Annotated in this window: 22 protein-coding genes and 3 tRNA genes; 3 read left to right on the top strand and 22 right to left on the bottom strand. The window is 66.1% G+C overall.

Annotated elements, in window-relative coordinates:
* Positions 1-93: 93 nt before the first annotated feature.
* Positions 94-579 (bottom strand): winged helix-turn-helix domain-containing protein, encoded by a 486-nt coding sequence (locus B5E65_RS08650; protein ID WP_143402991.1) that lies wholly within the window; start codon positions 577-579, stop codon positions 94-96.
* A 16-nt stretch (positions 580-595) separates the two neighbouring features.
* Positions 596-3,220: a magnesium-translocating P-type ATPase gene (gene mgtA, locus B5E65_RS08645; protein ID WP_242957512.1), complete on the bottom strand. Its 2,625-nt coding sequence runs from the start codon at positions 3,218-3,220 to the stop codon at positions 596-598.
* A gap of 130 nt (positions 3,221-3,350) precedes the next feature.
* Here mgtA and B5E65_RS08640 point away from each other — a divergent pair, with 130 nt between their 5' ends.
* A complete protein-coding gene (locus B5E65_RS08640) occupies positions 3,351-4,295 on the top strand; it encodes an AraC family transcriptional regulator (RefSeq protein ID WP_087171372.1) in 945 nt (314 codons plus the stop codon).
* Between the two features lie 40 nt (positions 4,296-4,335).
* Here B5E65_RS08640 and B5E65_RS08635 read toward each other — a convergent pair whose 3' ends face one another.
* From B5E65_RS08635 to B5E65_RS08610, 6 genes are all read right to left on the bottom strand, one after another.
* Positions 4,336-6,798: a tetratricopeptide repeat protein gene (locus tag B5E65_RS08635; RefSeq protein ID WP_087171371.1), complete on the bottom strand. Its 2,463-nt coding sequence runs from the start codon at positions 6,796-6,798 to the stop codon at positions 4,336-4,338.
* A 301-nt stretch (positions 6,799-7,099) separates the two neighbouring features.
* Positions 7,100-7,174: transfer RNA gene (locus B5E65_RS08630), tRNA-Gln, on the bottom strand.
* 55 nt (positions 7,175-7,229) lie between these two features.
* Positions 7,230-7,306 (bottom strand) — tRNA-His (locus B5E65_RS08625).
* A 6-nt stretch (positions 7,307-7,312) separates the two neighbouring features.
* A tRNA-Arg gene (locus tag B5E65_RS08620) sits at positions 7,313-7,389 on the bottom strand.
* A 109-nt stretch (positions 7,390-7,498) separates the two neighbouring features.
* Complete coding sequence (locus B5E65_RS08615; RefSeq protein ID WP_087171370.1) at positions 7,499-7,894, bottom strand: hypothetical protein; 396 nt, start codon at positions 7,892-7,894, stop codon at positions 7,499-7,501.
* Positions 7,884-8,096, bottom strand: a complete 213-nt coding sequence (locus B5E65_RS08610; protein ID WP_087171369.1) for a helix-turn-helix transcriptional regulator — start codon at positions 8,094-8,096, stop codon at positions 7,884-7,886. The genes B5E65_RS08615 and B5E65_RS08610 overlap by 11 nt, the downstream gene beginning before the upstream one ends.
* Before the next feature lie 215 nt (positions 8,097-8,311).
* Here B5E65_RS08610 and B5E65_RS08605 point away from each other — a divergent pair, with 215 nt between their 5' ends.
* Together B5E65_RS08605 and B5E65_RS08600 are read left to right on the top strand one after the other, a co-directional pair.
* Entirely contained in the window at positions 8,312-8,842 is a 531-nt protein-coding gene (locus tag B5E65_RS08605) for an inorganic diphosphatase (RefSeq protein ID WP_087171368.1), read from the top strand.
* Positions 8,843-8,931: 89 nt separating this feature from the next.
* Positions 8,932-10,140 carry an FprA family A-type flavoprotein gene (locus B5E65_RS08600; protein WP_087171367.1) on the top strand — a complete coding sequence of 403 codons (1,209 nt, stop codon included), beginning with the start codon at positions 8,932-8,934 and terminating at the stop codon, positions 10,138-10,140.
* Between the two features lie 52 nt (positions 10,141-10,192).
* On the opposite strand, the gene B5E65_RS08595 is transcribed toward B5E65_RS08600, so the two are convergent.
* From B5E65_RS08595 to B5E65_RS08530, 14 genes are all read right to left on the bottom strand, one after another.
* Positions 10,193-10,696 carry a hypothetical protein gene (locus B5E65_RS08595; RefSeq protein WP_087171366.1) on the bottom strand — a complete coding sequence of 168 codons (504 nt, stop codon included), beginning with the start codon at positions 10,694-10,696 and terminating at the stop codon, positions 10,193-10,195.
* Between the two features lie 16 nt (positions 10,697-10,712).
* Positions 10,713-11,204, bottom strand: a complete 492-nt coding sequence (locus tag B5E65_RS08590; RefSeq protein ID WP_087171365.1) for a hypothetical protein — start codon at positions 11,202-11,204, stop codon at positions 10,713-10,715.
* Positions 11,205-11,270: 66 nt separating this feature from the next.
* On the bottom strand, positions 11,271-12,596 hold the full coding sequence (locus B5E65_RS08585; RefSeq protein ID WP_087171364.1) for an MATE family efflux transporter: 1,326 nt from the start codon (positions 12,594-12,596) through the stop codon (positions 11,271-11,273).
* Between the two features lie 452 nt (positions 12,597-13,048).
* Positions 13,049-14,482: an adenylosuccinate lyase gene (gene purB / locus B5E65_RS08580; RefSeq protein WP_087171363.1), complete on the bottom strand. Its 1,434-nt coding sequence runs from the start codon at positions 14,480-14,482 to the stop codon at positions 13,049-13,051.
* Between the two features lie 26 nt (positions 14,483-14,508).
* Positions 14,509-18,201, bottom strand: coding sequence for a phosphoribosylformylglycinamidine synthase (locus B5E65_RS08575; RefSeq protein ID WP_087171362.1), 3,693 nt, complete (start codon positions 18,199-18,201; stop codon positions 14,509-14,511).
* A 12-nt stretch (positions 18,202-18,213) separates the two neighbouring features.
* Positions 18,214-19,515: a phosphoribosylamine--glycine ligase gene (gene purD / locus B5E65_RS08570; RefSeq protein WP_087171361.1), complete on the bottom strand. Its 1,302-nt coding sequence runs from the start codon at positions 19,513-19,515 to the stop codon at positions 18,214-18,216.
* A gap of 84 nt (positions 19,516-19,599) precedes the next feature.
* The gene (locus B5E65_RS08565) at positions 19,600-20,772 is read right to left on the bottom strand and encodes a phosphoribosylaminoimidazolecarboxamide formyltransferase (RefSeq protein ID WP_087171360.1); all 1,173 of its coding nucleotides are present in this window, start codon (positions 20,770-20,772) and stop codon (positions 19,600-19,602) included.
* Positions 20,773-20,787: 15 nt separating this feature from the next.
* On the bottom strand, positions 20,788-21,537 hold the full coding sequence (locus B5E65_RS08560; protein WP_087171359.1) for an IMP cyclohydrolase: 750 nt from the start codon (positions 21,535-21,537) through the stop codon (positions 20,788-20,790).
* A 48-nt stretch (positions 21,538-21,585) separates the two neighbouring features.
* Positions 21,586-22,182 (bottom strand): phosphoribosylglycinamide formyltransferase, encoded by a 597-nt coding sequence (purN, locus tag B5E65_RS08555; RefSeq protein ID WP_087171358.1) that lies wholly within the window; start codon positions 22,180-22,182, stop codon positions 21,586-21,588.
* Complete coding sequence (gene purM, locus B5E65_RS08550) at positions 22,176-23,219, bottom strand: phosphoribosylformylglycinamidine cyclo-ligase (protein ID WP_087171357.1); 1,044 nt, start codon at positions 23,217-23,219, stop codon at positions 22,176-22,178. Before purM ends, purN begins: the two co-directional genes overlap by 7 nt.
* Positions 23,220-23,241: 22 nt before the next feature.
* Positions 23,242-24,681 (bottom strand): amidophosphoribosyltransferase, encoded by a 1,440-nt coding sequence (purF, locus tag B5E65_RS08545; protein ID WP_087171356.1) that lies wholly within the window; start codon positions 24,679-24,681, stop codon positions 23,242-23,244.
* Between the two features lie 33 nt (positions 24,682-24,714).
* On the bottom strand, positions 24,715-25,422 hold the full coding sequence (gene purC, locus B5E65_RS08540) for a phosphoribosylaminoimidazolesuccinocarboxamide synthase (RefSeq protein WP_087171355.1): 708 nt from the start codon (positions 25,420-25,422) through the stop codon (positions 24,715-24,717).
* 54 nt (positions 25,423-25,476) lie between these two features.
* Positions 25,477-25,980: a 5-(carboxyamino)imidazole ribonucleotide mutase gene (purE, locus tag B5E65_RS08535; RefSeq protein ID WP_087171354.1), complete on the bottom strand. Its 504-nt coding sequence runs from the start codon at positions 25,978-25,980 to the stop codon at positions 25,477-25,479.
* A 377-nt stretch (positions 25,981-26,357) separates the two neighbouring features.
* Positions 26,358-26,825, bottom strand: a complete 468-nt coding sequence (locus tag B5E65_RS08530) for a GNAT family N-acetyltransferase (RefSeq protein ID WP_087171353.1) — start codon at positions 26,823-26,825, stop codon at positions 26,358-26,360.
* Between the last annotated feature and the right edge of the window lie 61 nt (positions 26,826-26,886).

The following is a 26,886-nucleotide window of genomic DNA, read 5'->3' as shown; positions in this document are numbered from 1 at the left end:
TGCTGTTTGAGTGGATTCTCCTTTCTGCCGGATTTTGCCCGCCCGATTTGGGCAAAACAGCAAAACCGGCGGGCCAGGCGGCCCGCCGGTGGGTTATTCGTCGCTGAATTTGTATCCGATGCCCCAGATGGTCAGGATATACACCGGGTCGTCCGGGTCGGGCTCCAGCTTTTTGCGCAGTTTGCGGATAAAGGCCATGATGTTGCTGTCGTCCAGCAAATAGTCTGCGTCCCACACCGCCCGGTAGATTTGCTCCTTGGTGAACACCTGGCCCCGGTTGCGGGCCAGAAAATACAGGATGTCGAACTCCTTGGGGGTCAGCGGGATCTCCCGCCCGGCCCGCAGCACCTGCCGGGCGGCGGGGCGGATCTCCACCTCCCGGCAGCGGATCACCGGCTCGGCGGCGGGCACCGGCGCGCCGTCCAGCTCCAGCAGCAAAGCGTCGGCCCGGCCCTCCCGCAGTTCGGTCAGCCGGGCCAGCAGGGCCGCGGCCCCGGGGTCCGGCGCGTCTTCCAGCGCCCGGCAAAGGCGGGCGGCCAGTTCCGGGGTCAGCCCGGCGTAGGCAATGTGCTTGTCCATTCTGTGCCGCCCCCTTTCACACCAGTTCCCGGTATCGCCGGACATAGATCGATTTGACGGCGGTCACCGTCAGCAGATAGAGCGCCGCTACCCCCGCCAGAAACACAAAGTAGACCGGCGGCAGCGGGGCCATGCCCGCCAGCGCCCCCAGCGGGGTGAAGGTCAGGGCGGTGAACAGCGCCAGACCCGCCGCCGTTACCGCCAGCACCCCGGCGGCGGGGCGGCTCTGGATAAAGGGCAGGCGCGGGGTGCGCAGCAGATGCAGGATCAGCACCTGGGTCCAGAGGGATTCCAGGAACCAGCCGGTCTGGAACAGCGCCGCGAACCGGGCCTGCCCCGCCGCGTCCAGTGCTCCGTAGGCCCCGCCGCACACCTGCGGGCAGAGCACAAAGAACAAGAACCCGAAGGTCAGCAGGTCAAACACCGAGCTCACCGGCCCGAATACCCCCATGAACCGCCCCAGCGTGCGGCCGGACCAGCCCCGGGGGCGGCGCAGCTGGTCTTCGTCGGCGGTGTCCCAGGCCAGCGCCAGGCACAGCAGGTCATACAGCAGCCCCAGCAACAGCAGCTGCACCGACGCCATCGGGAAGAAGGGCAGCGCCACGCTGGCCAGCGCCACCGCCGCGATGTTGCCAAAGTTGGAGGAAGCGGTGATCCGCAAATACTTGGACATGTTCACAAACACCCGGCGGCCCTCCCGCACCCCGTCCGCCAGCACGTTCAGGTCCTTGTGCAGCAGCAGTACCTGGGCCGCGCCCTGGGCGGTGCAGGCGGCCCCCTCGGCCGCGATGCCCACATCCGCCTGGCGCAGCGCGGGCAGATCGTTCATGCCGTCCCCCAGGTAGCCCACCGTGTGGCCGTTGGCCTTGAGAATGGCCAGAATATCCGCTTTCTGGGCGGGGGTCAGCTCGGCAAATACCGTGCCGCTCTCGGCCAGGGCGGCCCGGTCGTCCGGGCCGGCGGCCTCCAGATCGGCCCCGGTGTACACCCGCTCGCAGGGGATGCCCAGCCGCCGGCAGACCGCCCCGGTCACCTCCCGGGCGTCCCCGCTCAGCACCTTCACCGGCACCTGCAGCGCCCGCAGCCGGGCGATGGCGGGCCCGGCGCTCTTTTTCGGCGCGTCAAAAAAGGCCAGATAGCCCAGCAGGGTCAGGTCCTGTTCATCCTCCGGGCGCAGGGTGTCCCCGTCCAGATCCCGCACCGCCACCGCCAGCACCTTCATGCCGTCCCGGCGCATCTCGTCCACCACCGCCCGCACGTCCCGCTCGCTGTCCGGGCCCATGGGCAGGGTCCGGCCCCGCCACACCGCCCGGCTGCACCGGGCGCAGACGGCCTCCACCGCCCCTTTCACCAGCAGGCGGCCGCCCGCGCCGTCCCGCACCAGCACGCTGGCCAGCCGCCGCTCGTAGGTAAAGGGCAGCTCGTCCAGGCAGGGATGCTGCGTTTCCAGCCGGGCCAGCTTTTCCTGCCAGCCGGGGGCCTGGGCCATCCGCAGCACCGCCTCGTCCAGGTGGTTGCGCACCCCGGTATGCCAGCGGCTGTTCAGCCAGGCGGCCTCCAGCGCGTCGGCGCTCTCGTTGCCCAGCACGTCCAGATAGTATTCCAGCCGGATGTGGTCGCCGGTCAGGGTACCGGTCTTGTCCACACACAGCAGGTCCATGCCGCCAAAGGCCTGCATGGCGTCGATGTCCTTGATGATGGTGCCCCGGCGGGCCAGGGCGCCGCTGCCCCGGGCCAGGCAGGCGGTCACCACCATGGGCAGCAGTTCCGGGGTCAGCCCCACCGCCGCCGACAGGGCGAACACCGCCGCGGCCCCCCACTGCCCCTTGGTCAGCCCGCTGAGCAGAAAGATCGCCGGGGTCAGCACCGCCGAAAACCGCAGCAGCACCCCCGCGATCGACCGGGCCCCCCGGTCAAAGCCCGCCCGGCGGGGCTCCTCGTCCGGGGCGGCGTCCGGCCGCAGGGCCAGCACAACGCCCTCCCCGGTGCCGCCTACGACGGTGGAACCCGCCCACACCAGGCACCGCCAGGCGGCGGGCCGGGCGGCGGGGTCGGTTTCCGGGTCGGGGGTCTTTTCGGTCATGGCGCTCTCCCCCGTCAGCAGCGACTGGGACACAAACAGGTCCCGCGCCCGGGTCAGCCGCACGGTGGCCGGGGCCGGGTCGCCCGCCCGCAGCCGGATGCGGTCACCGATCACCAGTTCTTCCGCGTCCCGCTCCTGCCAGCGGCCCTCCCGCAGCACCGGCACCGTCAGCCGGGTGCGGCGCTGCAGCTGCTGGGCCTGCCGGTGGGCGCGCATCTCCAGCGCCAGCCGCACCAGCCCGCTGAGCAGCAGCATCCCGGTCATCAGGGGGGCGGTGCCCTCGTGAGCAAGTCCGCCGCCCGGCAGCAGTTCGGTCACCCAGGCCAGAACGCACAGCGCCAGCAGGGTCAGGCTGAACGGATTCAAAAAGGCCCGGCGCAGCCGGGGACCCAGCGCCCGGCGGGCAGCGGCGGGGCGGTTGGCCCCGTATCGCTCCCGCTGCTGGGCGGCCTGCCGCTCGGTAAAACCGCCCTCCGGCAGCTGCATCTCCCGGCAGACCGATTCCCACCCGGCGCGGGCGTACCCCGCCAGGCGGGGGTCCAGTCGTGTATTCGGCACAGCGCGGGCCTCCTTTCCCGGGAAATTTCCCGTCCCTTTCATCATACCATATCCGGCGGGGGGAAGATGTTGCGAAATTCTTGCTTTTGTGTGGTACAATAGAAATTACAGAAAAGGAGGTGCGCGCTTTATGGAGGAGATGGAGATCGTCCGCAGTGCCCAGATCAGCGGGCTGCATCTGTTTTTGGATTCTCTGGCCTACCGTACCCCTCATATGCACCGGGAGTTCGAGCTGCTGTGGGTGCTGCGGGGCGCGCTGACCGCCAAGGGCGAGGGGTTCGACTGCACCGCCGGGCCGGGCGGGCTGCTGCTGTTCAACCCCTGCCAGACCCACGAGTTCCGTGCCGCCGACGGGCCGGAATGTCTGTTCCTCTGCATGCAGCTGGCCCCGGAACTGGTGCAGACCGCCTACCCCGCCGCCGACAAGCTGCGGCTGAACCGGATGGACCCGTCCTGCCCGCTGCCGCCGGAAACCGCCGCCCGCGTCAAGGCCGGTCTGCTGGCGGCCACCCGGGCCTATCTGCGCCGCCCGGCGGGGTATGAGCTGTTCTGTGCCGGGCAGGCCCAGCTGGTGCTGTTCGAGCTGATGCAGGCGCTGCCGGTGCAGCTGCTTACCGAGGCGGAAAAGGCCGAGCAGGAAAAGCGCAGCGCCCGCCTGCTGCGCCTTTTGCGGTTTGTGGACGAGCGGTACGCCGGGCCCTGCCGCCTGGGGGATTTTGCCGCCGGGGAGGGCCGGTCGCTCAGTTACCTGTCCCATTTTGTGCGCCAGGCCCTGGGCCAGAGCTTTCAGGAATACGTCACCGGCGTGCGGTTCAACGCGGCCTGCCGCCGGATCGCCGCCGGGGAAAACCGGATGCTGGACGTGTGCCTGGCGTCGGGGTTTTCCGATTACCGGTACTTCTGCCGGGCGTTCCGCCGCCGGATGGGGGTCACGCCGGAAACCTACCGCCAGAACCTGCACCGGGCCGCCCCGCCGGACACCGTCACCCACCACAGCCTGCACTCGCTGGAGCGGTTCTACACCCGGGGCGAGAGCCTGCGCCTGCTGGACGAGCTGGCCGGGCCGAACACATAAACCAAAACGGGCACGCCGTCAGGCGTGCCCGTTTTGTTGTTCAGTTCAGTTCCAGCGGCAGGGGATACCAGTCCTCGGTGCCCTCCGGCCGGTACAGCAGGGTGGGCCGTACACCCAGTTCCACCTGTACCGAGTCCAGGGTGCAGGGGCGGCCCAGATCATCCCGGGCGGTGCACAGGCCGCCCGCGTCCAGCCGGGCCTTGAGCGCCGCCAGCCGGGCCGGGTCCTGTTTGGACAGCCCCGCCTGGTTCATCCGGAACACCAGCGGCACCTCCTGCCCGTCCACCGGGTAGGGGAAGATGCAGAAGGGGTCGTCTGCCTCGTACCGGTCCGGATCGGGGCCGAACACCGCCAGCGCCCGTTCCAGCCCCGCCGCGTCCAGCCGGATGCAGGCCAGGCACTGCTGCTTGTCAAACATGTCGTTCTCGTCCGCCCGGCCCTCCTGCAGCAGGGCGTCGCTGGCCGGGTCGATCCAGTGGTACTCCATCTCTTCCAGCGTGGCCCCCGCCTCGATCTCCCGGCGCAGGGTGCGGAACTCGTAGTCCCCGGGCACCAGTTCCAGGCCCCGGTCCGCCGCGGCCAGGGCCCCGGCCCGGTCCCCGAAGTGGCTGCGCAGGCGGCCCAGCAGCAGCCACACCCAGGGGTAGCCCGGTTCCTGCCGGGCGCCTTCCTCGGCGTAGCGCCGGGCCTCTTCCAGCCGCCCGCAGTAGACCAGCGCCGAGGCGTACCGGTAGTACCAGGTGCCGCAGCCCGCCGCGTTCTTTTCGGAATCGGGCATCCACTGGGTCACCTGCCAGTAGTTCAGGTAGGTGTCCAGGTTGTTGTTCGCAAAGGCGTACCACAAAGCGATCTGCAGATCCTCCCGGGCCTGCCGGTAGGAAAAGCGGTCCTCCTCCACCCCGTTCTGGATAAACTCCTCCAGATACTGCAGCATCCGGCCATAGTAGCCGCTGGTCTTTTCCTCAAAATCCTGCAGGGTCTGGAGATCCGCCATCGTCAGCAGGGAGCCGGTCTCCGGGTCCACCGGGGCGGGGGTGTTGTCCGCCAGGCGCACCGTGCCCACCGTCCGGCGGAAGCTGTGAAACGCCCCCCAGGCCACCCGGCTGCCCTGCAGGAAATCCGCCGCCGCGTCCAGCACGGCGGGCAGATCCCAGGCGATCAGATCCAGGTACTGGGCAAACAGCCCCTCGGCCCAGCCGGTGCAGGTCACCGCATCCGGCCCGGCCTCCCGCTCCAGCGCCGCCTGCAGCTCGTTCCGGAAGTCCCGGGCGGCCTGGCCCGGGTCGGCTTCACAGGCAAAGGTGTCGGTAGGGAACAGCAGGAATCCGGCCACCGCGCCCTGCCGGTGCAGCCGGTCCATGTGGTCGGAGCGGTTCTGCATGTACTCCGCCACCAGCCCCGGGCAGCGGGTCACGCCCCGGGAAACGTCCATCCGCCAGTCCGCGTCGGAATCCCTGTCCGGCTGCCGCTCGTAGTCCAGATCGCTGGTCTCCAGCCAGGCGTCGACGCTGGCCGGGGCTTCCAGCCCCAGGGCCGCCAGCCGCCGGGGCAGCTGATCCAGCGAAAAATCCCCCCGGCCCAGGGGCTTGTTCTTTACCTCGAACCCGTCCACCAGGGCCATGGCAGACAATTCGCCCAGCACCTGGTCGGTGAGCAGACTCAGCAGCCACCAGACCTGATCCTCGTCCTGCTTCCACAGATCGGACAGCTCCGGGCAGTACAGGGTCAGCGCCGCGCCGTGCTCGGTCTTTTTGGCCTTGACCCGCACGGTTTCGGGCCGCACCTCCCGCCCGGCCGCCTGCAGGGTGAAGCCCGGGCTGGGCTGGCGGCCCATCTGCACGTTCCAGTGCGCCGCCACCGGGGCCGGAATCCGCCGGGCAAAATACGCCAGCACAAACAGCTGGGTGCGGTCCCCGTTGGGGCAGAGCACCAGCTCGTGTTTCTGCCCGTTGAAGCCCAGTTCAAAGGCCGGGTCGTCCAGCGCCAGCTCCAGCGCGGCGGCGCACCGGTCCAGCAGTTCCTGCTGGGTCTTGGCCCTATCCGGCGCGTCGATCAGCGCCCGCAGCTGTTCCTCTGCCTGGCCGAACGCGGCCCAGGCCTCCTCCACCCGCTGGCGGAAGCTGCGGTCAAACTGGGGCAGGGTCAGCCGGTGGCGGCAGTCGTCGATGAACTGCTGGGTATCCTCGTCGCCGGGGCGGGCTTCCAGCGCCTGTTCAAAGTAGTGCAGCGCCGGGCCCTCCTCGTCCAGGTAGTACCAGGCGTACCCCATGCGGAAGTTCCAGCAGTGGTCGTTCTGAAAATACGCCTCGTGGGGGGCCAGCAGCCGGATGGCCTTGCGGAACAGCTCCTTGTCCCCCGGCCCGGCCAGGTTGTTATAGGCCCGGGCCAGCTCGCTGTCCAGCTCGGGGGTGCGCTGGTCGGCGGGCAGCGCCTCGATGGCGTCGATGATGTTCTGGTACGCGCCCTCTTCGTGCCAGCGCGCGCATTGCTGCAGCAGATCCATGGTCGGTTCCCTTTCCCGGGCTTTGTGCCCGCAAAAAGATAAATCGGTAGAAATTGTCTTTATTTTATCACGCCCCCATCCGCAAGATGTTACGGAAAAATGAAAACCGGCCGCTTTCCTGCCGAAAGCTGCCGGTTGATGAGGATTTCGGGCCGCGTACACAAAAAGGCCCGCAGGGCTGGGGCCCCCGCGAAAGTTTGCGAAGCAAAGTTTCGTGGGGAAAAGGAGGAATGACGGAGCGATATGAGAAAAGCCCGGGCAAAGCCCGGGCTTTTTGAATGGAGCGCAGTCCATTCCGACGTGGTTGGGTTGGCGGGATTCGAACCCACGCATGCGGGAGTCAAAGTCCCGTGCCTTACCGCTTGGCGACAACCCAGAGAAAAGAAAAAGCGGAAACCGTGCTGCATAACAACCGGGATCCGCTTTCTCTGTGGGGTGGCTAGTGGGGCTCGAACCCACGGCCTCCAGAGCCACAATCTGGCGCGCTAGCCAACTGCGCCATAGCCACCACGTATGGTGCGCCCAAAGGGACTCGAACCCCTGGCCCACTGCTTAGAAGGCAGTTGCTCTATCCACCTGAGCTATGGGCGCACGCCAAAGGTCATTCCCGACTGGGACACGCTGCGCCATATATAATACTATACTTTCTCCATTTCGTCAAGGGTTGTGGCGGATTTAATGAAAAAATTTTTGCCGCGCCTCACATCCGCTTTTCCAGCAGGCTGCTGATCCCGATCAGGATCAGCGGGTTCACCGTGATCAGCCCCCACACCACCAGCGCCGGCACCGTGTAGCCAAGGCCCAGGAACACCACCGCCGCTATCCCCATCAGGGCCAGGTTGGCCGCGTTGGCGATGTTGCCGGCCTTTTCCCTCAACGCCAGGTTGCGCTCGTCCAGCACCGCCACCCGGTAGTCCGGATCGGTGCGCAGCATCTTCTCGTGCAGCAGGCTGGTGTGGCACACCCCGACCAGGGCCGCCGCCGCTACACCCAGCGCCAGCCGCACCGCCTCGGGCACACCGCCCCACACCGCGGCGGCCGCCAGTATCGCCGCCGCCGGATAGCCCAGATACCACAGCTTCTGGTTACGCTTCATCGCCGCTCTCCTCCTCGTAGATAAAGATCTCCTCGATGGGCAGCCCGAAATACCGGGCGATCCGAAAGGCCAGCAGGATGCTGGGGTTGTACCGCCCGTTCTCCAGCGAGCCGATGGTCTGGCGGGACACCTCCAGCGCCCGGGCCAGTTCCTCCTGATTGATGCCGCGCGCACGGCGCAGTTCTTCCAGCCGGTTTTTCAATCCTGTCCCTCCAATGGAAAGTTTGCTTTCCATCCACAGGATACCATGACAGAAACAAAATGTCAAGCATACTTTCCGTTTTGAGGGCGGATTTCAGCCGCAAGGGCCCGGTTTTTTGCCGTCCGGGGTGGAAAAAACGGCGCATCCGTGCTACAATAAGGCGTGCAAGGGAAACACACGCGGCCCCTGGCCGCCTGCGAAAGGAAGAGAGAATAATGGGTAACATTTGGCATGATATGAACCCCGCCCGTATCACCCCCGAGGACTTCGTGGCCGTGATCGAGATCGAAAAGGGCTCCAAGAAGAAATACGAACTGGACAAGGAAACCGGCTTCATCATTCTGGACCGGATCCTGTACACCTCCACCCACTATCCGGCCAACTACGGCCTGATCCCCCGCACCCTGTCCGATGACGGGGACCCGCTGGACGTGCTGGTGCTGTGCAGCGAGACCATTGAGTCCATGAGCCTGGTTCGCTGCTACCCCATCGGCGTGTTCACCATGCTGGACGGCGGCAAGATGGACGAGAAGATCATCGCCATCCCCTTCAGCGATCCCACCTACAATACCTACAAGGATATCAGCGAACTGCCCGCCCATATCTTTGCTGAGATGCGCCATTTCTTCAGCGTCTACAAGAGCCTGGAGGAAAAGGAGACTGTGGTAAACGAGGAGCAGGGCGCGGAGGCCGCCAAGGAGGTCATCCGCAAGTGCCGGGAGGCCTATATCCAGAAATACTGCTGACCGCGGCAGGCCGGCGGCGGCGCGTGTGCGCTGCCGCCCTTGCTTTGCCCTGTGCCTTATTTTCATACAGAAAGGAACCGATGCGATCTATGAACTGCACTGTGAACATTGCCCGGGATACCTGGTGGCTGGGCGCCAGCGACCGGCGTCTGGCCCGGTTTGAAAACCTGTTCCCTCTCACCCGGGGGGTGGCCTACAACAGCTACCTGATCCTGGACGAGAAGACCGTTCTGCTGGACACCGCCGACTGGTCGGTGGGCCGCCGCTTTTTTGAGAATCTGGCCGGGCTGCTGAACGGCCGCGGGCTGGACTATGTGGTGGTGCACCACATGGAGCCGGACCACGCCGCCACCCTGGGCCAGCTGCTGGCCGCCCATCCCGAAACCACCGTGGTCTGCAACGCCAAGACCCTGGCGATGATCAACCAGTTCTTTGCCCTGCCGCTGGAGGGCCGTACCCAGCTGGTGGCCGAGGGCGGCGAGCTGTGCACCGGCGCGCACACCCTGCGCTTCTGCATGGCCCCCATGGTGCACTGGCCGGAGGTCATGGTCAGCTACGATACCCTGACCGGGGCGCTGTTCAGCGCCGACGCTTTCGGCAGCTTCGGCGCGCTGGAAGGCGATATCTTCACCAACAAGCAGGATTTTGCCGCCAACTGGCTACCGGAGGCCCGCCGCTACTACGCCAACATCGTGGGCAAGTACGGCGCACCGGTGCAGGCGCTGCTGAAAAAGGCCGCCGGGCTGGACATCCGGCTGGTCTGCCCGCTGCACGGGCCGCTGTGGAAAGAGGATATCGACTACCTGGTGGGCCTGTACGATACCTGGAGCCGGTATCAGCCGGAAGAGCGCACCGTGTCGGTGCTGTACGCCAGCATGTACGGCCACACCGAGGCCGCCGCGCTGCGCCTGGCCCAGCTGCTGGCCGAGCGGGGCGTGGAGGGCGTAACGGTGCATGACGTCTCCGGCGAGGATACCAGCTGGCTGATGGCCGAGGTATGGCGGTGCAGCCATCTGGTGCTGGCCGCCCCCACCTACAACGGCGGGCTGTATCCCAAGATGGAGAACCTGCTGGCCGATATGAAGGCCCTGGCCGCCCAGAACCGCACGGTGGCCCTGATCGAGAACGGCAGCTGGGCCCCCGCCGCCGCCAAGGTGATGCGCGGCGAGCTGGAAAGCCTGAAAAATGTAACGGTGCTGGAGCCGGTGGTCACCATCAAGTCCGCCGTGAGCCCCGCCCAGGAGCAGGCGTTGGCCGATCTGGCCGACGCCCTGGCCGCCGATCTGGCCAAGGGCTGATACACAAAACAAAAACGAGGCACGCTGTTCAGCGTGCCTCGTTTTTTATGGTTCAGTTCCGGTCCATGCGGCCGATGGCTTCCTGCGCACCGGCCACATCCTCCAGGTTTTCCAGCCGGAAATACTGGCGGCCCCGGCGGCCGTAGTACTCGGTGACAAAAAGGATGGTACCGGTTCCGTCCCGGTTCAGATGGATGTCCATGGGGGGCAGGTCCCGCCCGTCAAACACCTGTACGTGCTGCCCGGCCCGGATCAGCAGCTTTCGGTTGGTGATCACATAGCAGGTGCGGCCCCGCAGCCGGATGGCGTTCAGCGGGCGGCCCACCAGCATATAAAGACCCACCAGAATAAAGGGCACGCCCCACAGAACCATGAAATTCCCGCCGCTGCGGATGGCCATATACTCCCAGTACCCGCAGAACGCCAGCCAGGGAATGGCAAACAGGGCGGTGGACAGGTAAAACGGATCCAGCAGCCGGACCTTGCCCGGCTTGCCCTGCCAGAGCACGTATTCCCCGCCGCTCAGATAGGACTGTACAAAGGAAAATTCATCCATGCGGTATCCCTCCCGTTCAGCTCTGTGCCATCTGCATGACAGCGTCCTGGGCGGCTTCGGCGTCGGCCAGGTTTTCCAGCGCAAAGTTGCCCCGCAGCCGCCGGCCGTAAAACAGCAGGGTGCCGGCGCCGTTACGGTGCATCCGCAGATGGGGCACCGTCAGTTCTTCCAGCGGGTGAGACACGACCCGGTCCCCCTCCTTGATCAGAATCTGCCGGTTGGTCACCACATACCAGGTCTTGTCCCGCAGCCGGGCGGTGTGCAGCGGTTTTGCCGCCACGATCAGCAGCCCCGGGATAACCAGCACCGCCCCCAGCACGGCCAGCGCCCAGGACCGGTCCTGCCAGGCTGTGAACAGGCAGTCGCCCGCCAGAAACAGCCAGGCGGCCCCGATGATCAGCACGATCGGCTCTGCCGCGGCAAATACGCCGCCCTTCTGCGGCTTGCCCTGCCAGAGAATCTGCTCACCCTCCTGCATACGGGAGCGGCAAAAATTGTATTCGTCCATTGTTGGCCTCCCACCCCGGCGCACGGCCGGTTCTATCAGCGCCAGTATAATCCGTCCGCCCGGCTTTTACAACCCCGTGGCCTCCCCGGCGGAAGCCCGGCGCAGCAGCCAGAGCGCCGCCGCGCCGATCACCACCGCGGTGGCGGGGTAAGCGGCCCATACGCCCTGCAGGCCCAGACCGGTGAGCGGCAGCAGGAACAGGAAGATAGGCTGCACCACCAGCGGTTCCCCGTAGGCCAGCAGGGACGCGGCCCGGGCCTGGCCCACCGCGCAGAAATAGCTGCAGGAGAACCGGGCCAGCCCCACCAGCGGAAAACTGACCACCAGATACCACAGCGCCTGTGCCGCGGCGGGGATGGTGGCCTCCCCCGCGCCGAACAGCACCGGCAGCATCTCCCGCCCGGCAAAGCAGAGCAGGCTGCACGCCGCGCCCGCCGCCAGCACCGTGGTCAGCCCCTTGCGGCGCAGATGCACCAGGGCGGTGTGATCCTTGGCACCGTTGGCGTAGCTGATCAGGGGCTGGGCACCGTCGCCCACGCCGGTCATCAGCGGCAGGAAACTGCCGGTCACATAGCTCAGGATGGCGTACACCGCCACCGCGCCGGTGCCGCCGTACCGCTGGGCCTGAATGTTGTTGAGCAGCAGCACGATGCTGGTGGACACCGACAGCCCGAAAGGCGAAGCCCCCAGCCGGATGATCTGCCGCAGCAGCATCCCCCGGGGCCGCAGATCGGCGGGACGGGGGGCGGCGGTGCGGCCGGTAAGCACCAGCGGCAGGGCCACCGCCACGCAGCCGCCCTGGGCGGCCATGGTGGCCACCGCGGCGCCCCACAGTCCCCACTGGAACCGTTCAATGAACAGCCAGTCCAGAAATATGTTGGCCACAAGCCCCAGAATCATCACCGCCATGGCGGTCATGGAGCGGCCGGTGCCCCGCAGCAGGGGTACCAGACCGTTGGCAAAAATCTGGGTAAAGGCCAGCGCGCTGACCACCCGCAGGTATTCGCAGGCCAGCGGCATCAGGCTTTCGTCCGCGCCCATCCAGGGCAGCAGGTAGGGATGAGCAAAGTAAAAGACCAGGCTGATCACCACCGAGGCGGCGGCCAGGGCGGTCAGGGTGTTGCCCACCGCCCGGCGGGCGGCGGCCTCGTCCCCGGCGCCCAGGGCGGTGGCGGCGCAGACCGAACCGCCTACCCCCAGCGCCAGACCCACCGCCAGCAGCACCTGCACCAGCGGCCAGGCCACGTTGATGGCGGCCAGGCCCGCGTCGCCCATGTTGCGGCCGATGAAAAAGCCGTCCACCACCACAAAAAAGCCGCAGAGCAGCTGGCTGGCCATACTGGGCAGCACAAACCGGAAAAATTGCCGCTCCAGCGGCTGATCCTGTCGCATGGTATACCTCCTTTAAAAGCCAATATGGGGGTGCGTGGGCTGCGGGCGCAACAAGGATGCGCCCGCTCTGCTTTGCAGACCGCCCTGCCGGTCCAAGGCCACATCGTGGCCTTGGCCGCTTCGCGGGCCCGGCCCCCATGCCCCCATTCTGCGGACGAAATATCGTCCGCGGGAATGAAATATAAACAAAAGCATCCTCCGGCGGGACATCAATACCGTCGGGGGATGCCTGTTCCGCCCACCGGGGGCGGGGCGCGGAGAAATCCGCGCGGATGTCGTTCACAGGTTTAGTATAGCATACCAGTTTTTTGCCGTAAACCCCCGCCCATAAAAAAGGCCCGCGCCGAACCGTTCCGCGCGGGCCTTGTTCTGTATAAATTCCCAGGGCCGGAGTATTCCGGCCCGATTTCCGGGGGTCTGGGGGAGATGTTATCTCCCCCAGATTGGCTTTATCAAACGCTGAGCTCCGCGTTCTGCCCCACGCAGTCGGGGTTGGCGGCCAGCACCGGGCGGATCACCTCGTCCAGGTAATGCCGCACCTGGGCGGGGGCCAGGCCGGTGAAATGCTCCGGCTGCAGCACCGCCTCGATATCGGCGCGTTCCAGGCCGAAGGCCGGGTCGGCCACCACCCGGTCGATCAGGTCGTTGGGCAGGCCCTGCTCCTTGACGCAGGCCGCCGCCGCCACCGAATGCTGACGCAGCCGCTCGTGCAGCTCCTGCCGGTCGCCGCCCTTCTTTACCGCCTGCATCATGATGTTCTCGGTAGCCATGAAGGGCAGTTCCGCCATCACGCGGGCACGGATCACCTTCGGATATACCACCAGCCCGTTGCAGACGTTCAGCAGAATGTTCAGGATCGCGTCCGCCGCCAAAAAGCCTTCCGCCATGGCGATCCGCTTGTTGGCGGAATCGTCCAGCGTGCGCTCAAACCACTGGGTACCCGCGGTGAAAGCCGGATTCAGCACGTCCACCATCAGATACCGGGCCAGGGCACAGATACGCTCGGCACGCATGGGATTGCGCTTGTAGGGCATGGCGGAAGACCCGATCTGATGCTTCTCAAACGGCTCCTCCATCTCCTTGAAGTTGGCCAGCAGGCGCAGGTCGGTGGCAAACTTCATCGCGCTGGAGGCAAGCCCCGCCAGGGCGTTCAGCACCATGGTGTCCACCTTGCGGCTGTAGGTCTGGCCGGATACCGGCACCACCTTGTCAAAGCCCAGCGCGGCGGCGATGTCCGCCTCCACCGCCCGGATCTTGCCCTCGTCACCCTCAAACAGCTCCACAAAGCTGGCCTGGGTGCCGGTGGTGCCCTTGGAACCCAGCAGCGCCAGGCTGGCGATCCGGTGATCGATCTCCTCCAGATCCATGTACAGCTCGTTCATCCACAGGGTAGCCCGCTTGCCCACGGTGGTCAGCTGGGCGGGCTGGCAGTGGGTGTAGGCAAGACAGGGCATATCCTTGTACTTGTCGGCAAAATCCGCCAGCAGCGCCAGCACGCCGATCAGCTTCTTGCGCACCAGCTGCAGGCCTTCCCGCATCACCAGCACGTCGGTGTTGTCGCCCACGTAGCAGCTGGTGGCACCCAGATGGATGATGCCCTTGGCCTCCGGGCACTGCAGCCCGTAGGCGTAGACGTGGCTCATCACATCGTGGCGGCATTCCTTCTCCCGGCGGATGGCGTCCTCGTAGTTGATGTCGTCGGCATGGGCCTCCAGCTCGGCGATCTGCTCGTCGGTGATGGGCAGACCCTGCTTCTGTTCGGCCTTCGCCAGCGCGATCCACAGACGCCGCCAGGTGCGGAACTTGTTGTCCTCCGAGAAGATGTACTGCATCTCATCCGAGGCGTAGCGGGTGGAAAACGGCGAAATATAACGGTCATGGGACATAGGTTTTGTGTTCCCCTTTCTTGGTTTTACAGCGCGAAGTAGGCCACGCCGCCCTCAAACAGCGGCTGCCAGGTGTCGCCCGGCACGTTCTTGTACAGGTTTACGCCCCGGCGCTCGGTGTGGCCCATCTTGCCCAGTACCCGGCCGTCCGGGCTGGTGATGCCCTCGATGGCCCAGACGCTGCCGTTGGGATTGTACCGCAGATCCATGCTGGGCACGCCCTCCGGCGTGGTGTACTGGGTGGCGATCTGACCGGCGGCTGCGAGCTGCTGCAGCAGTTCCGGGCTGGCCACAAACCGGCCCTCGCCGTGGCTGATGGCGATGGTGTGCCGCGCGCCCGGCTCGCACTTGGACAGCCAGGGCGACAGGGTGGAGGCCACGCGGGTGGTCACCAGCATGCTCTGGTGCCGGTGCAGGGTGTTGAAGGTCAGGGTGGGGCAGCTTGCGTCGATGGGCCGGATCTCGCCGTAGGGCACAAGCCCCAGCTTGATCAGCGCCTGGAACCCGTTGCAGATGCCCAGCATCAGGCCGTCCCGCTCTTTCAGCAGCCGGTGTACCGCCTCGGTGACCGCCGGCGCCCGGAAGAAGGCGGTGATGAACTTGGCGCTGCCGTCCGGCTCGTCGCCGCCGGAGAAACCGCCCGGCAGCATCACGATCTGGCTGCCGTCGATGGCCTTGACCAGCGCCTCGCAGCTTTCGGCCACGGCGGCGGGGGTCAGGTTGTTGATCACCAGCACCTGCGGATCGGCCCCCGCCTGACGGAACGCCCGGGCGGTGTCGTACTCACAGTTGGTGCCCGGGAATACGGGGATAATGACCTTGGGCCGGGCCACGCCGATCTTCGGCGCGCGGCGGCTTTCCGGCTTGTAGCTGATGACCGGGGCCTCGCCGGGGTTTGTGCCCCGGTAGGGCATCACCGGCTCCAGCTTGCCTTCCCAGATCTCCTGCACGGCGGCCAGATCCACCAGCTCGTTTTTGGTGCGGAAGGTGTAGTCCCCGGTGGTCACGCCCAGCACCGCGCCCAGCGGCTGCTCGTCCTCCATCTCCAGCACAAAGCTGCCGTAGGCCGGGCGGAACAGGCTGTCCACATCCACGCCGGTGGACAGGGCAAAGCCGATGCGGTTGCCCAGACCCATCTTGAACAGGCACTCGGCCACGCAGCCGTAGCCCGGGGTGGCGCAGGCCAGCACCTTGCCGGAGGCAATCAGCCCCTGCACGATGGCGTACAGGGCTTTCAGGCTGTCCGCGTCGGGCACAAGGCCGTTGTATTTGGGCTGCAGCAGCATCACCTTGCTGCCGGGCAGCTTGAATTCAGGGCTGATGATGCGGCGGGTGTCCCCGATGGCGGCGGCAAAGCTTACCAGCGTGGGGGGCACGTCCAGCTTTTCAAAGCTGCCGGACATGCTGTCCTTGCCGCCGATGGCCGCGAGACCCAGATCCATCTGGGCATCCAGCGCGCCCAGCAGGGCGGCCAGCGGCTTGCCCCAGCGGGTGGGCTCTGCGCCCAGACGCTCGAAGTATTCCTGGAAGGTCAGGTAGGCGGCCTGATGGTCAAAACCGGTGGCCACCAGACGGCTCACGCTCTCCACCACCGACAGATAGGCGCCCCGGTAGGGATCCTGCTCCATCAGGTAGGGGTTGAAGCCCCAGGCCATGCCGCTGCAGGTGGTGGTCTCCCCGTCCACCGGCAGCTTGGCCACCATGGCCTGCGCCGGGGTCAGCTGGGTGCGGCCGCCGAAGGGCATCAGCACGGTGGCCGCGCCGATGGTGGAGTCAAACCGCTCGGAGAGGCCCTTCTTGCTGCAGACGTTCAGATCGCCGGCCAGCGCCTTGAACCGCTCGCTCAGGGTATTCCCCTGCCAGCTGCGGGCGTACTGGCCCGCCGCCGTCACATGGGCCGCGGCGTGCTTCTCCGCACCGTTGGAGTTCAAAAACTCCCGGCTGATGTCCACGATGGTGGCGCCGTTCCAGGTCATGGTCAGGCGGGGGGCTTCGGTGACGGTGGCCACCACGGTGGCTTCCAGGTTCTCGCCGTTGGCCAGCCGGATGAATTCCTCCACATCGCCCGGGGCCAGCACCACGGCCATGCGCTCCTGGCTTTCGGAGATGGCCAGCTCGGTGCCGTCCAGACCGTCGTACTTGCGGGGCACCGCGTTCAGGTCGATGGCCAGGCCGTCGGCCAGCTCACCGATGGCCACGCTCACGCCGCCTGCGCCGAAGTCATTGCAGCGCTTGATCAGGCGGGTGGCCCGGGGATCCCGGAACAGCCGCTGCAGCTTGCGCTCCACCGGGGCGTTGCCCTTCTGTACCTCAGCGCCGCAGGTTTCCAGGCTTTCCAGCTTGTGGGCCTTGCTGGAACCGGTGGCGCCGCCGCAGCCGTCACGGCCGGTGCGGCCGCCCAGCAGCACCACGATGTCGCCGGGGGCGGGCACCTCGCGGCGCACGTTGGCCGCCGGGGCCGCGCCCACCACCGCGCCGATCTCCAGGCGCTTGGCCACATAGCCCGGGTGGTACAGCTCGTCCACCTGGCCGGTGGCCAGGCCGATCTGGTTGCCGTAGCTGGAATAGCCCGCCGCCGCGGTGGTCACCAGCTTGCGCTGGGGCAGCTTGCCGGGCAGGGTCTCGCTCACCGGTACCAGCGGGTCGCCCGCGCCGGTCACACGCATGGCCTGGTACACATAGCTGCGGCCGGACAGCGGGTCCCGGATGGCGCCGCCGATGCAGGTGGCCGCGCCGCCGAAGGGCTCGATCTCGGTGGGATGGTTGTGGGTCTCGTTCTTGAACAGGAACAGCCAGTCCTGCTCTTCCCCGTCCACGTCACAGGTGATCTTGACGGTGCAGGCGTTGATCTCGTCGGATTCGTCCAGATTCTTCAGGATGCCCCGCTTCTTCAGCGCCTTGGCCCCGATGGTGGCCAGGTCCATCAGGCAGACCGGCTTCGGGGTGCGCCCGGCGTATACCTCCGCCCGCAGGTCCTCGTACCGGTCCCAGGCGGCGGCCACGGCGGGCTCGTCAAATTCAGCTTTGTCCAGAATGGTGCCGAAGGTGGTGTGGCGGCAGTGATCGGACCAGTAGGTGTCGATCATCCGGATCTCGGTGATGGTGGGGTCCCGCTGCTCGCTGCGGAAATACTGCTGGCAGAACGCGATGTCCCCCTCGTCCATGGCCAGGCCCTTTTCGGCCACAAAGGCCGCCAGACCCGCCTCGTCCAGCTGGTTGAAGCCGGTCAGGGTCTCCACAGTGGTGGGGATGGGGTACTCCACCGCCAGGGTGTCCTTTTCCTCGAGAGACGCCAGGCGGGCCTCCACCGGGTTGATAACGTATTTTTCGATGGCGGCCAGCGCCTCGTCGGTGATATTGCCGGTCAGCAGATAGACCCGGGCTGTGCGCACGGCGGGCCGCTCGCCCTGGCTGATCAGCTGGATACACTCGCTGGCGGAATCCGCCCGCTGGTCAAACTGGCCGGGCAGATACTCCACCGCAAACACCCGGTCGGCGGCGGGCAGCTGGTCGTAGGTCACATCCACCGGCGGTTCGCTGAACACGGTGGGCAGGCAGGCCTCAAACAGTTCCCGGCTGATGCCCTCCACGTCGTACCGGTTCAGCAGCCGCAGGCCGGTCAGGCCCTGGATGCCCACCAGGCCGGTCAGCTCGTTCAGAAGGCCCTGGGCCTCCCCGTCAAAACCGGGCTTTTTTTCCACATATACGCGATATACCATGGGCACTCCCCCTTATTTGTTTTGCTCGGCCAGGGCGGCAAGGGCCCGGCGGCCGATGTCGGTGCGCTTGTGCGCCCCCTCGAACCGGATGCAGGCGGCGGCGGCGTAGGCTTTGGCCAGCGCCGCGGGCAGGTCGGCCGCCGTGGCGGTGACGCCCAGTACCCGGCCCCCGGCAGTCACCAGACCGCCGTCCTTGGCCGCGGTGCCCGCGTGGTAGACCACCGCGTCGCTCTGGGCCAGCTGGCCGTTTTCCGCCAGGCCCTCAATGGGCAGGCCCTTGGGGTACTTCTGGGGATAGCCGCCGCTAGCCAGAATCACGCAGGCGGCAGAGCCCTTGTCAAACTCCACCGGGGTGTCGGCCAGGGTGCCGTTTGTGCAGGCCTGCATGATGGTCAAAAGATCGCTGTGCAGCAGCGGCAGCACCACCTGGGTCTCCGGGTCGCCGAAGCGACAGTTGTATTCGATCACCTTGGGCCCGTCCGGGGTGAGCATCAGGCCGAAGTACAAACAGCCCTTGAAGGGGCAGCCCTCCGCCTGCATGGCCCGCACCGTGGGCAGGAAGATCTCCTCCATGCACCGCTCGGCCACCGCCGGGGTGTAGAAGGGGTTCGGGGCGATGGTTCCCATGCCGCCGGTGTTCAGACCCTCGTCGTTATCCAGCGCCCGCTTGTGGTCCATGCTGGACACCATGGGCTTGACCGTTTCGCCGTCGCAGAAGGCCAGCACGCTGACCTCCGGCCCGGTGAGGAATTCCTCCACCACCACCCGGGTGCCGGAGGCGCCGAACACCTTTTCCTCCATCATCTCGTGGAGGGCTTCCCGGGCGGCGGCCTCGTCGGGGCAGATCAGCACGCCCTTGCCCAGGGCCAGCCCGTCGGCCTTGATGACCACCGGGTACTTGCCCTTTTGCTGGATGTAGGCCAGGGCGGCGGCGGGCTCGGTAAACACCGCGTAATCGGCGGTGGGGATGCCGTACTGCTTCATCAGGTTTTTGCTGAATACCTTGCTGGCCTCGATGCGGGCCGCGGCGGCATTGGGGCCAAAGGCCGGGATGCCCGCTTCGGCCAGCCGGTCCACCAGCCCCAGGGCCAGCGGATCGTCCGGGGCCACCACCACATAGTCAAAGGCTTCTTCCTTGGCAAAGGCCGTCATGGCGTCCAGATCGGTGGCGGGAATCGCCCGGCAGACAAAGCCGTCGGCGGCAATGCCGCCGTTGCCCGGCGCGGCCCACAGCTCGGTGGCCGCGGGGCTTTTGCGCAGCGCGCGCAGGATGGCGTGTTCCCGCCCGCCGCCGCCTACTACGAGAATTTTCATAGCGTGAATGCTCCCCTTTCCGTTGGGCTGAGAAACCGCCAAAGCCCCGGGCGCGAAAACTCGTGCCGGGGCGGCGGTAACTGATTAGTGGTGGAACAGCCGCAGGCCGCAGAAGGCCATGGCGATGCCGTACTTGTTGCAGGTGTCGATGACCTGCTGATCCCGGATGGAGCCGCCGGGCTCCACGATGGCGGTCACGCCGCTGCGGCGGGCCCGCTCGATGTTGTCGCCGAAGGGGAAGAACGCGTCGCTGCCCAGGCACACGCCGGTGACCTTGGCCAGCCACTCCTTTTTCTCGGCGGCGGTCAGGGGCTCGGGCCGGGTGGTGAAGGTCTCGGCCCAGACGTCCTCGCCGATCACGTCCTCGTACTCGTCGGAGATGTACACGTCGATGGCGTTGTCCCGGTTGGGGCGGCTCACATCCTCGCGGAAGGGCAGGGCCAGCACCTTGGGATGATGGCGCAGCTGCCAGATGTCCGCCTTGTTGCCCGCCAGACGGGTGCAGTGGATGCGGCTCTGCTGGCCGGCGCCCACGCCGATCACCTGCCCGCCCTGGGCGTAGCAGACCGAGTTGGACTGGGTGTATTTCAGGGTGATCAGGCAGAGCACCAGATCCCGCTTCTGCTCCTCGGTGAGGGTCTTGTTCTCGGTGACCAGGTTCTCCAGCATACCCTCGTTGATGACCAGGTCGTTGCGGCCCTGCTCGAAGGTCACGCCGAACACCTGCTTGCGCTCGATGGGCGCGGGCTGGTAGTCCGGGTCGATCTGCACAATGTTGTAGTTGCCCTTGCGCTTGGATTTCAGGATGGCCAGCGCCTCGGGGGTGTAGCCGGGGGCAATGATGCCGTCGGTCACCTCATGCTGGATGACCTTGGCGGTGGACTCGTCGCACTCGTCGGAGAGGGCGATCCAGTCGCCGAAGCTGCTCATGCGGTCGGCGCCGCGGGCCCGGGCGTAGGCACAGGCCAGGGGGGACAGCTCCAGCCCCTCGCAGAAGTACATCTTTTTCAGGGTGTCGTCCAGGGGCAGGCCGTAGGCCGCGCCCGCCGGGGACACATGCTTGAAGCTGGCGGCGGCGGGCAGATTGCCGGCGGCCCGCAGCTCCTTGACCAGCTGCCAGGAGTTCAGCGCGTCCAGCAGGTTGATGTAGCCGGGCTTGCCGTTCAGCACGGTGATGGGCAGCTCGCCCTGCTCCATGAACACCCGGGCGGGTTTCTGGTTCGGGTTGCAGCCGTATTTCAGTTCCATTTCGGTCACGATGTCTACCCCCTTTTATTCCTCGTCCCCGGCTTCGTCCCACACCGGGTCGTATTTGTTGATGATCACGTCCTCGGTCTCCTGGGTGGCCAGGTCGATGGCCCGCACAAACAGGCTGACCTTGTTGTCCTCGTTCAGGGCGTTCCAGATATCCACTGCGAAGTCCTCGGCCTCCTCCGGCACGCTCACCCGCTCCGGCTCGCCCTCAAAGCTGGGGATGGGGCTGCCGTCGCATTTGTAGGTGTGGATGAAATGGCCCTCCCCGGCCACCGGCTGGGGATACTCGAAGAAGTACCGGCGGCAGCTTTCGCCGTTGCCGTCGGCGCTTTTCAGGATGGACAGCTTGTAGGCGCATTCGCCGCCACTCACTTCCACCACGCCGCTGATGCGGGGGGTCCAGTTGGGACCGTCCGGCTCAAAGGTGCGGGTGCGCAGCGCGTCCTCAAAGCTGCCGCCCGCCGCCAGGAAGTCATACACCGTGTCGGTCTGGTCGCCGTTGGTGGCGATGGTCACGTCGCCCCAGGTGCGCACCGGGTTGTAGATGATCAGGCTGGGGTCCTCCAGCTTGGCCGGGTCGGCAGCCTTGGTGCAGATGCCGTCCAGTTCGGGCAGCGGATCAAAGATACGATTGCGGCTGTTGGCGCTGCGGCCCATGATAAAGTAGGCGATCAGGGCCTTTTTGCCGCTGGGGGCCAGCCCCAGCACGATGCCCCGGCCCGGATAGGTGTTCTCCCGCAGCAGGGCGTACAGATCCATCTTTTCCATCGTCGGCTCCCTTTCTTACGGCGGATGCCGTATACAAACTGTATAATTTTACTTGTCGTATTCTTTGCAGAGCATCTCCACGGCGGCGGGCAGCAGCTTCCATTCGGCCTGCTCCATCACCCGCTTCTGCAGGATCTCCGGGGTGTCGCCGGGTTCAACATCCACCGCTTTCTGCAGCAGGATGCGGCCGCCGTCGCACACCTCGTTCACCAGATGCACTGTGGCGCCGGTCACCTTGACCCCTTTGGCCAGGGCGGCCTCGTGTACCCGCAGGCCGTAGAACCCCTCGCCGCAGAAGCTGGGGATCAGGCTGGGATGCACGTTCACGATCCGGTCCGGATAGGCCGCAATGACCGACGGCCCCAGAATCGACAGAAAGCCCGCCAGCACCACCAGCTGGATGCCGTGGCTCTGCAGGGTGTGCAGCAGGGCCGCGTCAAAGGCCTCGGCGCTGGGATAGTCCCGGCGGCTGACCACCGCGCTCTCCACACCGGCCCTGGCGGCCCGTTCCAGGGCGTAGACCCCGGGTTTCGAGGCCACCACCAGGCTTACCTGCCCGTGGGGGATGGTCCCGGCGGCCTGGGCGTCCAGGATGGCCTGCAGGTTGGTGCCGCCGCCGGATACCAGAACCGCTACTTTCAGCATAGCTCCACCCCGCTGCCGGCGGCGATCTCGCCCAGTTTCCAGGCGCCGGGTTCGCCGTTCTCGTGCAGCACGGCCAGGGCCTTGTCCGCATCGGCGGCGGCCACGGTCAGCACCATGCCCACGCCCATGTTGAAGGTGTTGAACATATCCCGCTCGGGGATGTTGCCCACCTTGGCGATCAGGTCAAACAGGGCCGGGGTGCGCACGTCCGCCTTGCGGATGCGGGCGCAGCAGCCCTCTTTCAGGCTGCGGGGAATGTTCTCGTAGAAGCCGCCGCCGGTGATGTGGCTCACGCCCTTCACCGTCACCTGCTCCATCAGGGCCAGCACCGGCTTCACATAGATGCGGGTGGGCTCCAGAAGCGCTTCGCCCAGGGGGCGGCCCAGTTCCTCGGTGTAGCGGGTGAGAACCTCGGGGTCATGCTCCAGATCGAACACCCGGCGCACCAGCGAGAACCCGTTGGAGTGCACGCCGGAGCTGGGCAGGGCGATCAGCACGTCGCCGGGGGTCATGGTGCTGTTGTCCAGCAGGCGGCTCTTGTCCACCGCGCCCACGGTAAAGCCCGCCAGGTCGTACTCGTCCTCCGGGTAGAAACCGGGCATCTCGGCGGTCTCGCCGCCCACCAGGGCGCAGCCGGCCTGCACGCAGCCCTCGGCCACACCGGCCACCAGCTGGGCGATCTTCTCCGGCACGTTCTTGCCGCAGGCAATGTAGTCCAGGAAGATCAGGGGCTTGGCGCCCGCACAGATCACGTCGTTCACGCACATGGCCACGCAGTCGATGCCCACGGTGTCGTGCTTGTCCATCATAAAGGCCAGTTTCAGCTTGGTGCCCACCCCGTCGGTGCCGCTGATCAGCACGGGATGGGGCATATTGGTGCAGTCCAGTTCAAACAGGCCGCCGAAGCCGCCCAGGCCGCCGATGCAGCCGGGGGTCAGGGTGCGGGCCACGTGCTGGCGCATCAGTTCCACCGCCCTGTAGCCGGCGGTGATGTCCACGCCGGCGGCGGCGTAGCTGGCGGAATAGCTTTTTTCCATGACGATGGCTCCTTTGTTATTGTCAGTCCATGCTCTCGGAGAGCTTCTTCTCAAACTTGCTCTTTTCGGTCACGGCGGGGATGTCGGCGGGGTACTGGCCGGTAAAGCAGCCGGTGCACAGGCCCAGATTGCAGCCCTCGGCGATCTTCTTGACCCCCTCCAGGCTCAGGAAACCGAGGCTGTCCACCCCCAGGATCTCCCGCATCTCCTCCAGCGTGTGGTTGGCGGCGATCAGGTTTTTCCGGCTGTCCACGTCCACGCCGAAGTAGCAGGGGTACAAAAATTCCGGCGCGCTGGACAGGAAATGCACCTGGGTAGCCCCGGCCTCCCGCAGCAGCTGCACGATCTGGCGGCTGGTGGTGCCCCGCACGATGGAGTCGTCCACCAGCACCACCCGCTTGCCCCGCACGGTGTCCGCGATGGGGTTCAGCTTGATGCGCACGGTGTTTTCCCGCTGCTTCTGGTTGGGCTGGATAAAGGTGCGGCCGATGTACTTGTTCTTCAAAAAGCCGATGCCGTAGGGGATGCCGCTCTGCTGGGAGTAGCCCAGCGCCGCGTCCAGGCCGGAATCCGGCACGCCGATGACCACGTCCGCCTGCACCGGATGCTCCAGCGCCAGGAAGGCGCCGGCCCGGCGGCGGGCCCGGTGCACCGAGGCCCCGTCCACCACCGAGTCGGGGCGGGCGATGTAGACAAATTCAAAGGCGCACAGGCTGGTGGGCTGGCCGCAGTGGGTGCGGATGGAGCGCATGCCGTTCTCATCAAAGATCACGATCTCGCCGGGCTCCACGTCCCGCACGAATTCGCCGCCGGCGGCGCTGATGGCGCAGCTTTCGCTGGCGATCACGTCGCTGTTGCCCAGCTTGCCGATGCACAGCGGGCGGAACCCGTGGGGGTCCCGGGCGGCGATCAGCTTGCGGGGGCTCATGATGACCAGGCTGTAGGCCCCTTTCAGCAGGGGCATGCTCTTTTCCACCGCTTCCTCGATGCTGTGGGTCTCCAGCCGCTGGCGGGTGATGGTGTAGGCGATCACCTCGGTGTCGCTGGTGGAGTGGAAGATGCCGCCGCCCAGCTCGATGTCCCGGCGCAGCTCGTAGGAGTTGGTCAGGTTGCCGTTGTGGGCCAGCGCCATGGCGCCCTTGATGTGACGGATCACAAAGGGCTGGGCGTTGGCGCGCAGCGGGGTGCCGGTGGTGGCGTAGCGGCAGTGGCCGATGCACATCCGGCCCCGGGGCATGGTCTCCAGCACCTGCTTGGTGAACACCTCGTTCACCAGGCCCAGTTCCCGGCGCTTGTAGATCACGCCGTCATCGTTCACGGCCATGCCGCAGCTTTCCTGGCCCCGGTGCTGCAGCGCGTACAGACCATAGTAGGTGGTGGCCACCACGTCCTGGTCCTCGTCCCGGCGGTAGATGCCGAACACGCCGCATTCTTCATGCAGTTTTGCGTCGATCGTTTCCATAGTTTCCCTTTCCCTCAAACAGAATACGGCGGCTCAGCCCAGCAGACGGGCCATGACCTCCTGGTAGGCTTCCTCCTCGCCGCCCAGATCCCGGCGGAACAGGTCCTTGTCCAGATGGGCGCCGGTGGTGGCGTCCCAGAAACGGCAGGTGTCGGGACTGATCTCGTCGGCCAGCACGATGGTACCGTCGGGCAGGCGGCCGAACTCCAGCTTGAAGTCGATCAGGCGGATGTTGAAGTTCAGCAGGTAGGCGCTCAGGATCTCGTTCACCTTGAAGGCGTACTCGCTGATGGTGTCGATCTCTTCCTGGGTGGCCAGGCCCAGGGCCAGGGCATGGTAGTGGTTGATCAGGGGATCATGGTACTCGTCGTTCTTGTAGCTGAACTCCAGGGTGGGGCATTTGAGCGGGGTGCCCTCGGTCACGCCCAGACGCTTGGAGAAGCTGCCGGCGGCCACGTTGCGCACGATGACCTCCAGGGGAACGATCTGCACCTTCTTGACCAGGGTCTCCCGGTCGCTCAGCTCTTCCACGTAGTGGGTGGGCACGCCTTTTTCAGCCAGCATCTTCATCAGGTTGTTGCTGAGCTTGTTGTTCACAACGCCCTTGCCCCGGATGGTGCCCTTCTTGGCGCCGTCGCCGGCGGTGGCGTCGTCCTTGTAGTCCACGATCACCAGGTTGGGATCGTCGGTGGCGAATACCTTCTTGGCCTTGCCTTCGTACAGCTGTTCACGCTTTTCCATTTTTCTCTTCTCCTTTTTATGTATAGATGGGTGTGTGGATACAAAGTTGGGGGATCAGCCGTTCAGCTCCGCCTGGAGCGCGGCTTCCTTTTTGGCGATCTGCTCGGCCATGGCGGCGCGGGCGGCGTCCAGCCGGGCGGCCAGGGCCTCGTCGGCCACGGCCAGGATCTGGGCGGCCAGCACGGCGGCGTTCTTGGCGCCGTTCAGCGCCACGGTGGCCACCGGAATGCCGCTGGGCATCTGCACCGTGGCCAGCAAAGCGTCCAGCCCGTCCATGGCGCCGCCCTTCATGGGGATGCCCACCACCGGCAGGGTGGTGTTGGCGGCGATGGCGCCCGCCAGATGGGCGGCCATGCCGGCGGCACACAGGATCACGCCAAACCCGTTGGCCCGGGCGTTTTTGGCAAATTCCGCCGCGGCGGCGGGGGTGCGGTGGGCGCTGAGGATGTGGGCCTCAAAGGGAATCTCCCACTCTTTCAGCTGGGCGCAGGCGGCCTTGACCACCGGCCAGTCGCTGTCGCTGCCCATCAGAACGGCTACTTTTTTGGTATCGCTCATAACAAGATGCCTCCCTTACAAATGAAAAAAGGCTGCAGTTTACACTGCCGCCTTTTAGAATTGGTTGCTCGTATCCCTGCAAGAAGCCCCATGCCCGTACCGGCCGCCGAAACCGGCCTTGCCTTTTTGCTTGAACATTCCAGCAGCCCTCCTACACGAAGAATCAAACAGGTTACTTTAAGTGTAAACGCCGTGTAAAGGAATTGCAAGCCCCCGCCGGTTTTTCTCCAAAACCAGCCAGCCGCCGCCGGGATTGTGTTTGCTTTTTGGCATAAATCACAAGGCAAATGCCGCAATAGTCATACTTTCCTTTTTCGACACCCCGCGGGCCCCGTTTTTGGTCGCTTTGACCAAAAAAAGAGGAAAAGCGGCGGCCCTCAGCCGGGCATCCGCTTTTCCATGAGCAGGTTGGTCAGGATCACGCCCCGGCGTTCCACCTGCCGGGTGTGTACCACCCGGTAGCCCCGGGCCTCAAAAAAGGGCCGGGCGGTCAGAGAGGCGTGCACCGTCACCTGTGTGCCGGGGGCCAGCAGCCCCTCCAGCGCGTCGCACAAAGCGGTGCCCACCCCCTGCCGTTGGCAGCCGGCCGCCACATACAGCCGGTCCAGATACCCGGCGGCCACATCCATGTCGGCAAACCCCAGCAGACGGCCCGCCTCGTCCTCCGCCACCAGCGCGGTGTGCTGGCGCAGCGAGCTGTCCCAGCGGGCCGTGTCCGGGTCGGCCGGGGCCCAGGCGTCCAGCTGGTCGGGGGCGTAATCCCGCCGGTTCACGGTGTGCACCGTGTGGTAAAACAGCGCCAGCACCGCCGGACAGTCGGCGGCGGTATAGGGACGGATGCGCATACAGGTTCCTCCTTTTCAACAAGTAAAGTCCAGAATGTTGAAAACCTGGCCGTGGTTGAAA

Origin of the sequence: Gemmiger sp. An120 (assembly GCF_002160955.1) — a bacterium.
Classification (GTDB): Bacteria; Bacillota; Clostridia; order Oscillospirales; family Ruminococcaceae; genus Gemmiger_A; species Gemmiger_A avium.
This window is presented reverse-complemented; position numbering and strand designations above follow the sequence as displayed.

Bases quoted from the DNA above. Each gene is read 5' to 3' on its own strand.
- B5E65_RS08650 (WP_143402991.1), bottom strand. From the start codon at position 579: ATGGACAAGCACATTGCCTACGCCGGGCTGACCCCGGAACTGGCCGCC.
- B5E65_RS08640 (WP_087171372.1), top strand. From the start codon at position 3,351: ATGGAGGAGATGGAGATCGTCCGCAGTGCCCAGATCAGCGGGCTGCAT.
- B5E65_RS08635 (WP_087171371.1), bottom strand. From the start codon at position 6,798: ATGGATCTGCTGCAGCAATGCGCGCGCTGGCACGAAGAGGGCGCGTAC.
- B5E65_RS08615 (WP_087171370.1), bottom strand. From the start codon at position 7,894: ATGAAGCGTAACCAGAAGCTGTGGTATCTGGGCTATCCGGCGGCGGCG.
- B5E65_RS08605 (WP_087171368.1), top strand. From the start codon at position 8,312: ATGGGTAACATTTGGCATGATATGAACCCCGCCCGTATCACCCCCGAG.
- B5E65_RS08600 (WP_087171367.1), top strand. From the start codon at position 8,932: ATGAACTGCACTGTGAACATTGCCCGGGATACCTGGTGGCTGGGCGCC.
- B5E65_RS08595 (WP_087171366.1), bottom strand. From the start codon at position 10,696: ATGGATGAATTTTCCTTTGTACAGTCCTATCTGAGCGGCGGGGAATAC.
- B5E65_RS08590 (WP_087171365.1), bottom strand. From the start codon at position 11,204: ATGGACGAATACAATTTTTGCCGCTCCCGTATGCAGGAGGGTGAGCAG.
- B5E65_RS08585 (WP_087171364.1), bottom strand. From the start codon at position 12,596: ATGCGACAGGATCAGCCGCTGGAGCGGCAATTTTTCCGGTTTGTGCTG.
- purB (WP_087171363.1), bottom strand. From the start codon at position 14,482: ATGTCCCATGACCGTTATATTTCGCCGTTTTCCACCCGCTACGCCTCG.
- B5E65_RS08575 (WP_087171362.1), bottom strand. From the start codon at position 18,201: ATGGTATATCGCGTATATGTGGAAAAAAAGCCCGGTTTTGACGGGGAG.
- purD (WP_087171361.1), bottom strand. From the start codon at position 19,515: ATGAAAATTCTCGTAGTAGGCGGCGGCGGGCGGGAACACGCCATCCTG.
- B5E65_RS08560 (WP_087171359.1), bottom strand. From the start codon at position 21,537: ATGGAAAAGATGGATCTGTACGCCCTGCTGCGGGAGAACACCTATCCG.
- purN (WP_087171358.1), bottom strand. From the start codon at position 22,182: ATGCTGAAAGTAGCGGTTCTGGTATCCGGCGGCGGCACCAACCTGCAG.
- purM (WP_087171357.1), bottom strand. From the start codon at position 23,219: ATGGAAAAAAGCTATTCCGCCAGCTACGCCGCCGCCGGCGTGGACATC.
- purF (WP_087171356.1), bottom strand. From the start codon at position 24,681: ATGGAAACGATCGACGCAAAACTGCATGAAGAATGCGGCGTGTTCGGC.
- purC (WP_087171355.1), bottom strand. From the start codon at position 25,422: ATGGAAAAGCGTGAACAGCTGTACGAAGGCAAGGCCAAGAAGGTATTC.
- purE (WP_087171354.1), bottom strand. From the start codon at position 25,980: ATGAGCGATACCAAAAAAGTAGCCGTTCTGATGGGCAGCGACAGCGAC.
- B5E65_RS08530 (WP_087171353.1), bottom strand. From the start codon at position 26,825: ATGCGCATCCGTCCCTATACCGCCGCCGACTGTCCGGCGGTGCTGGCG.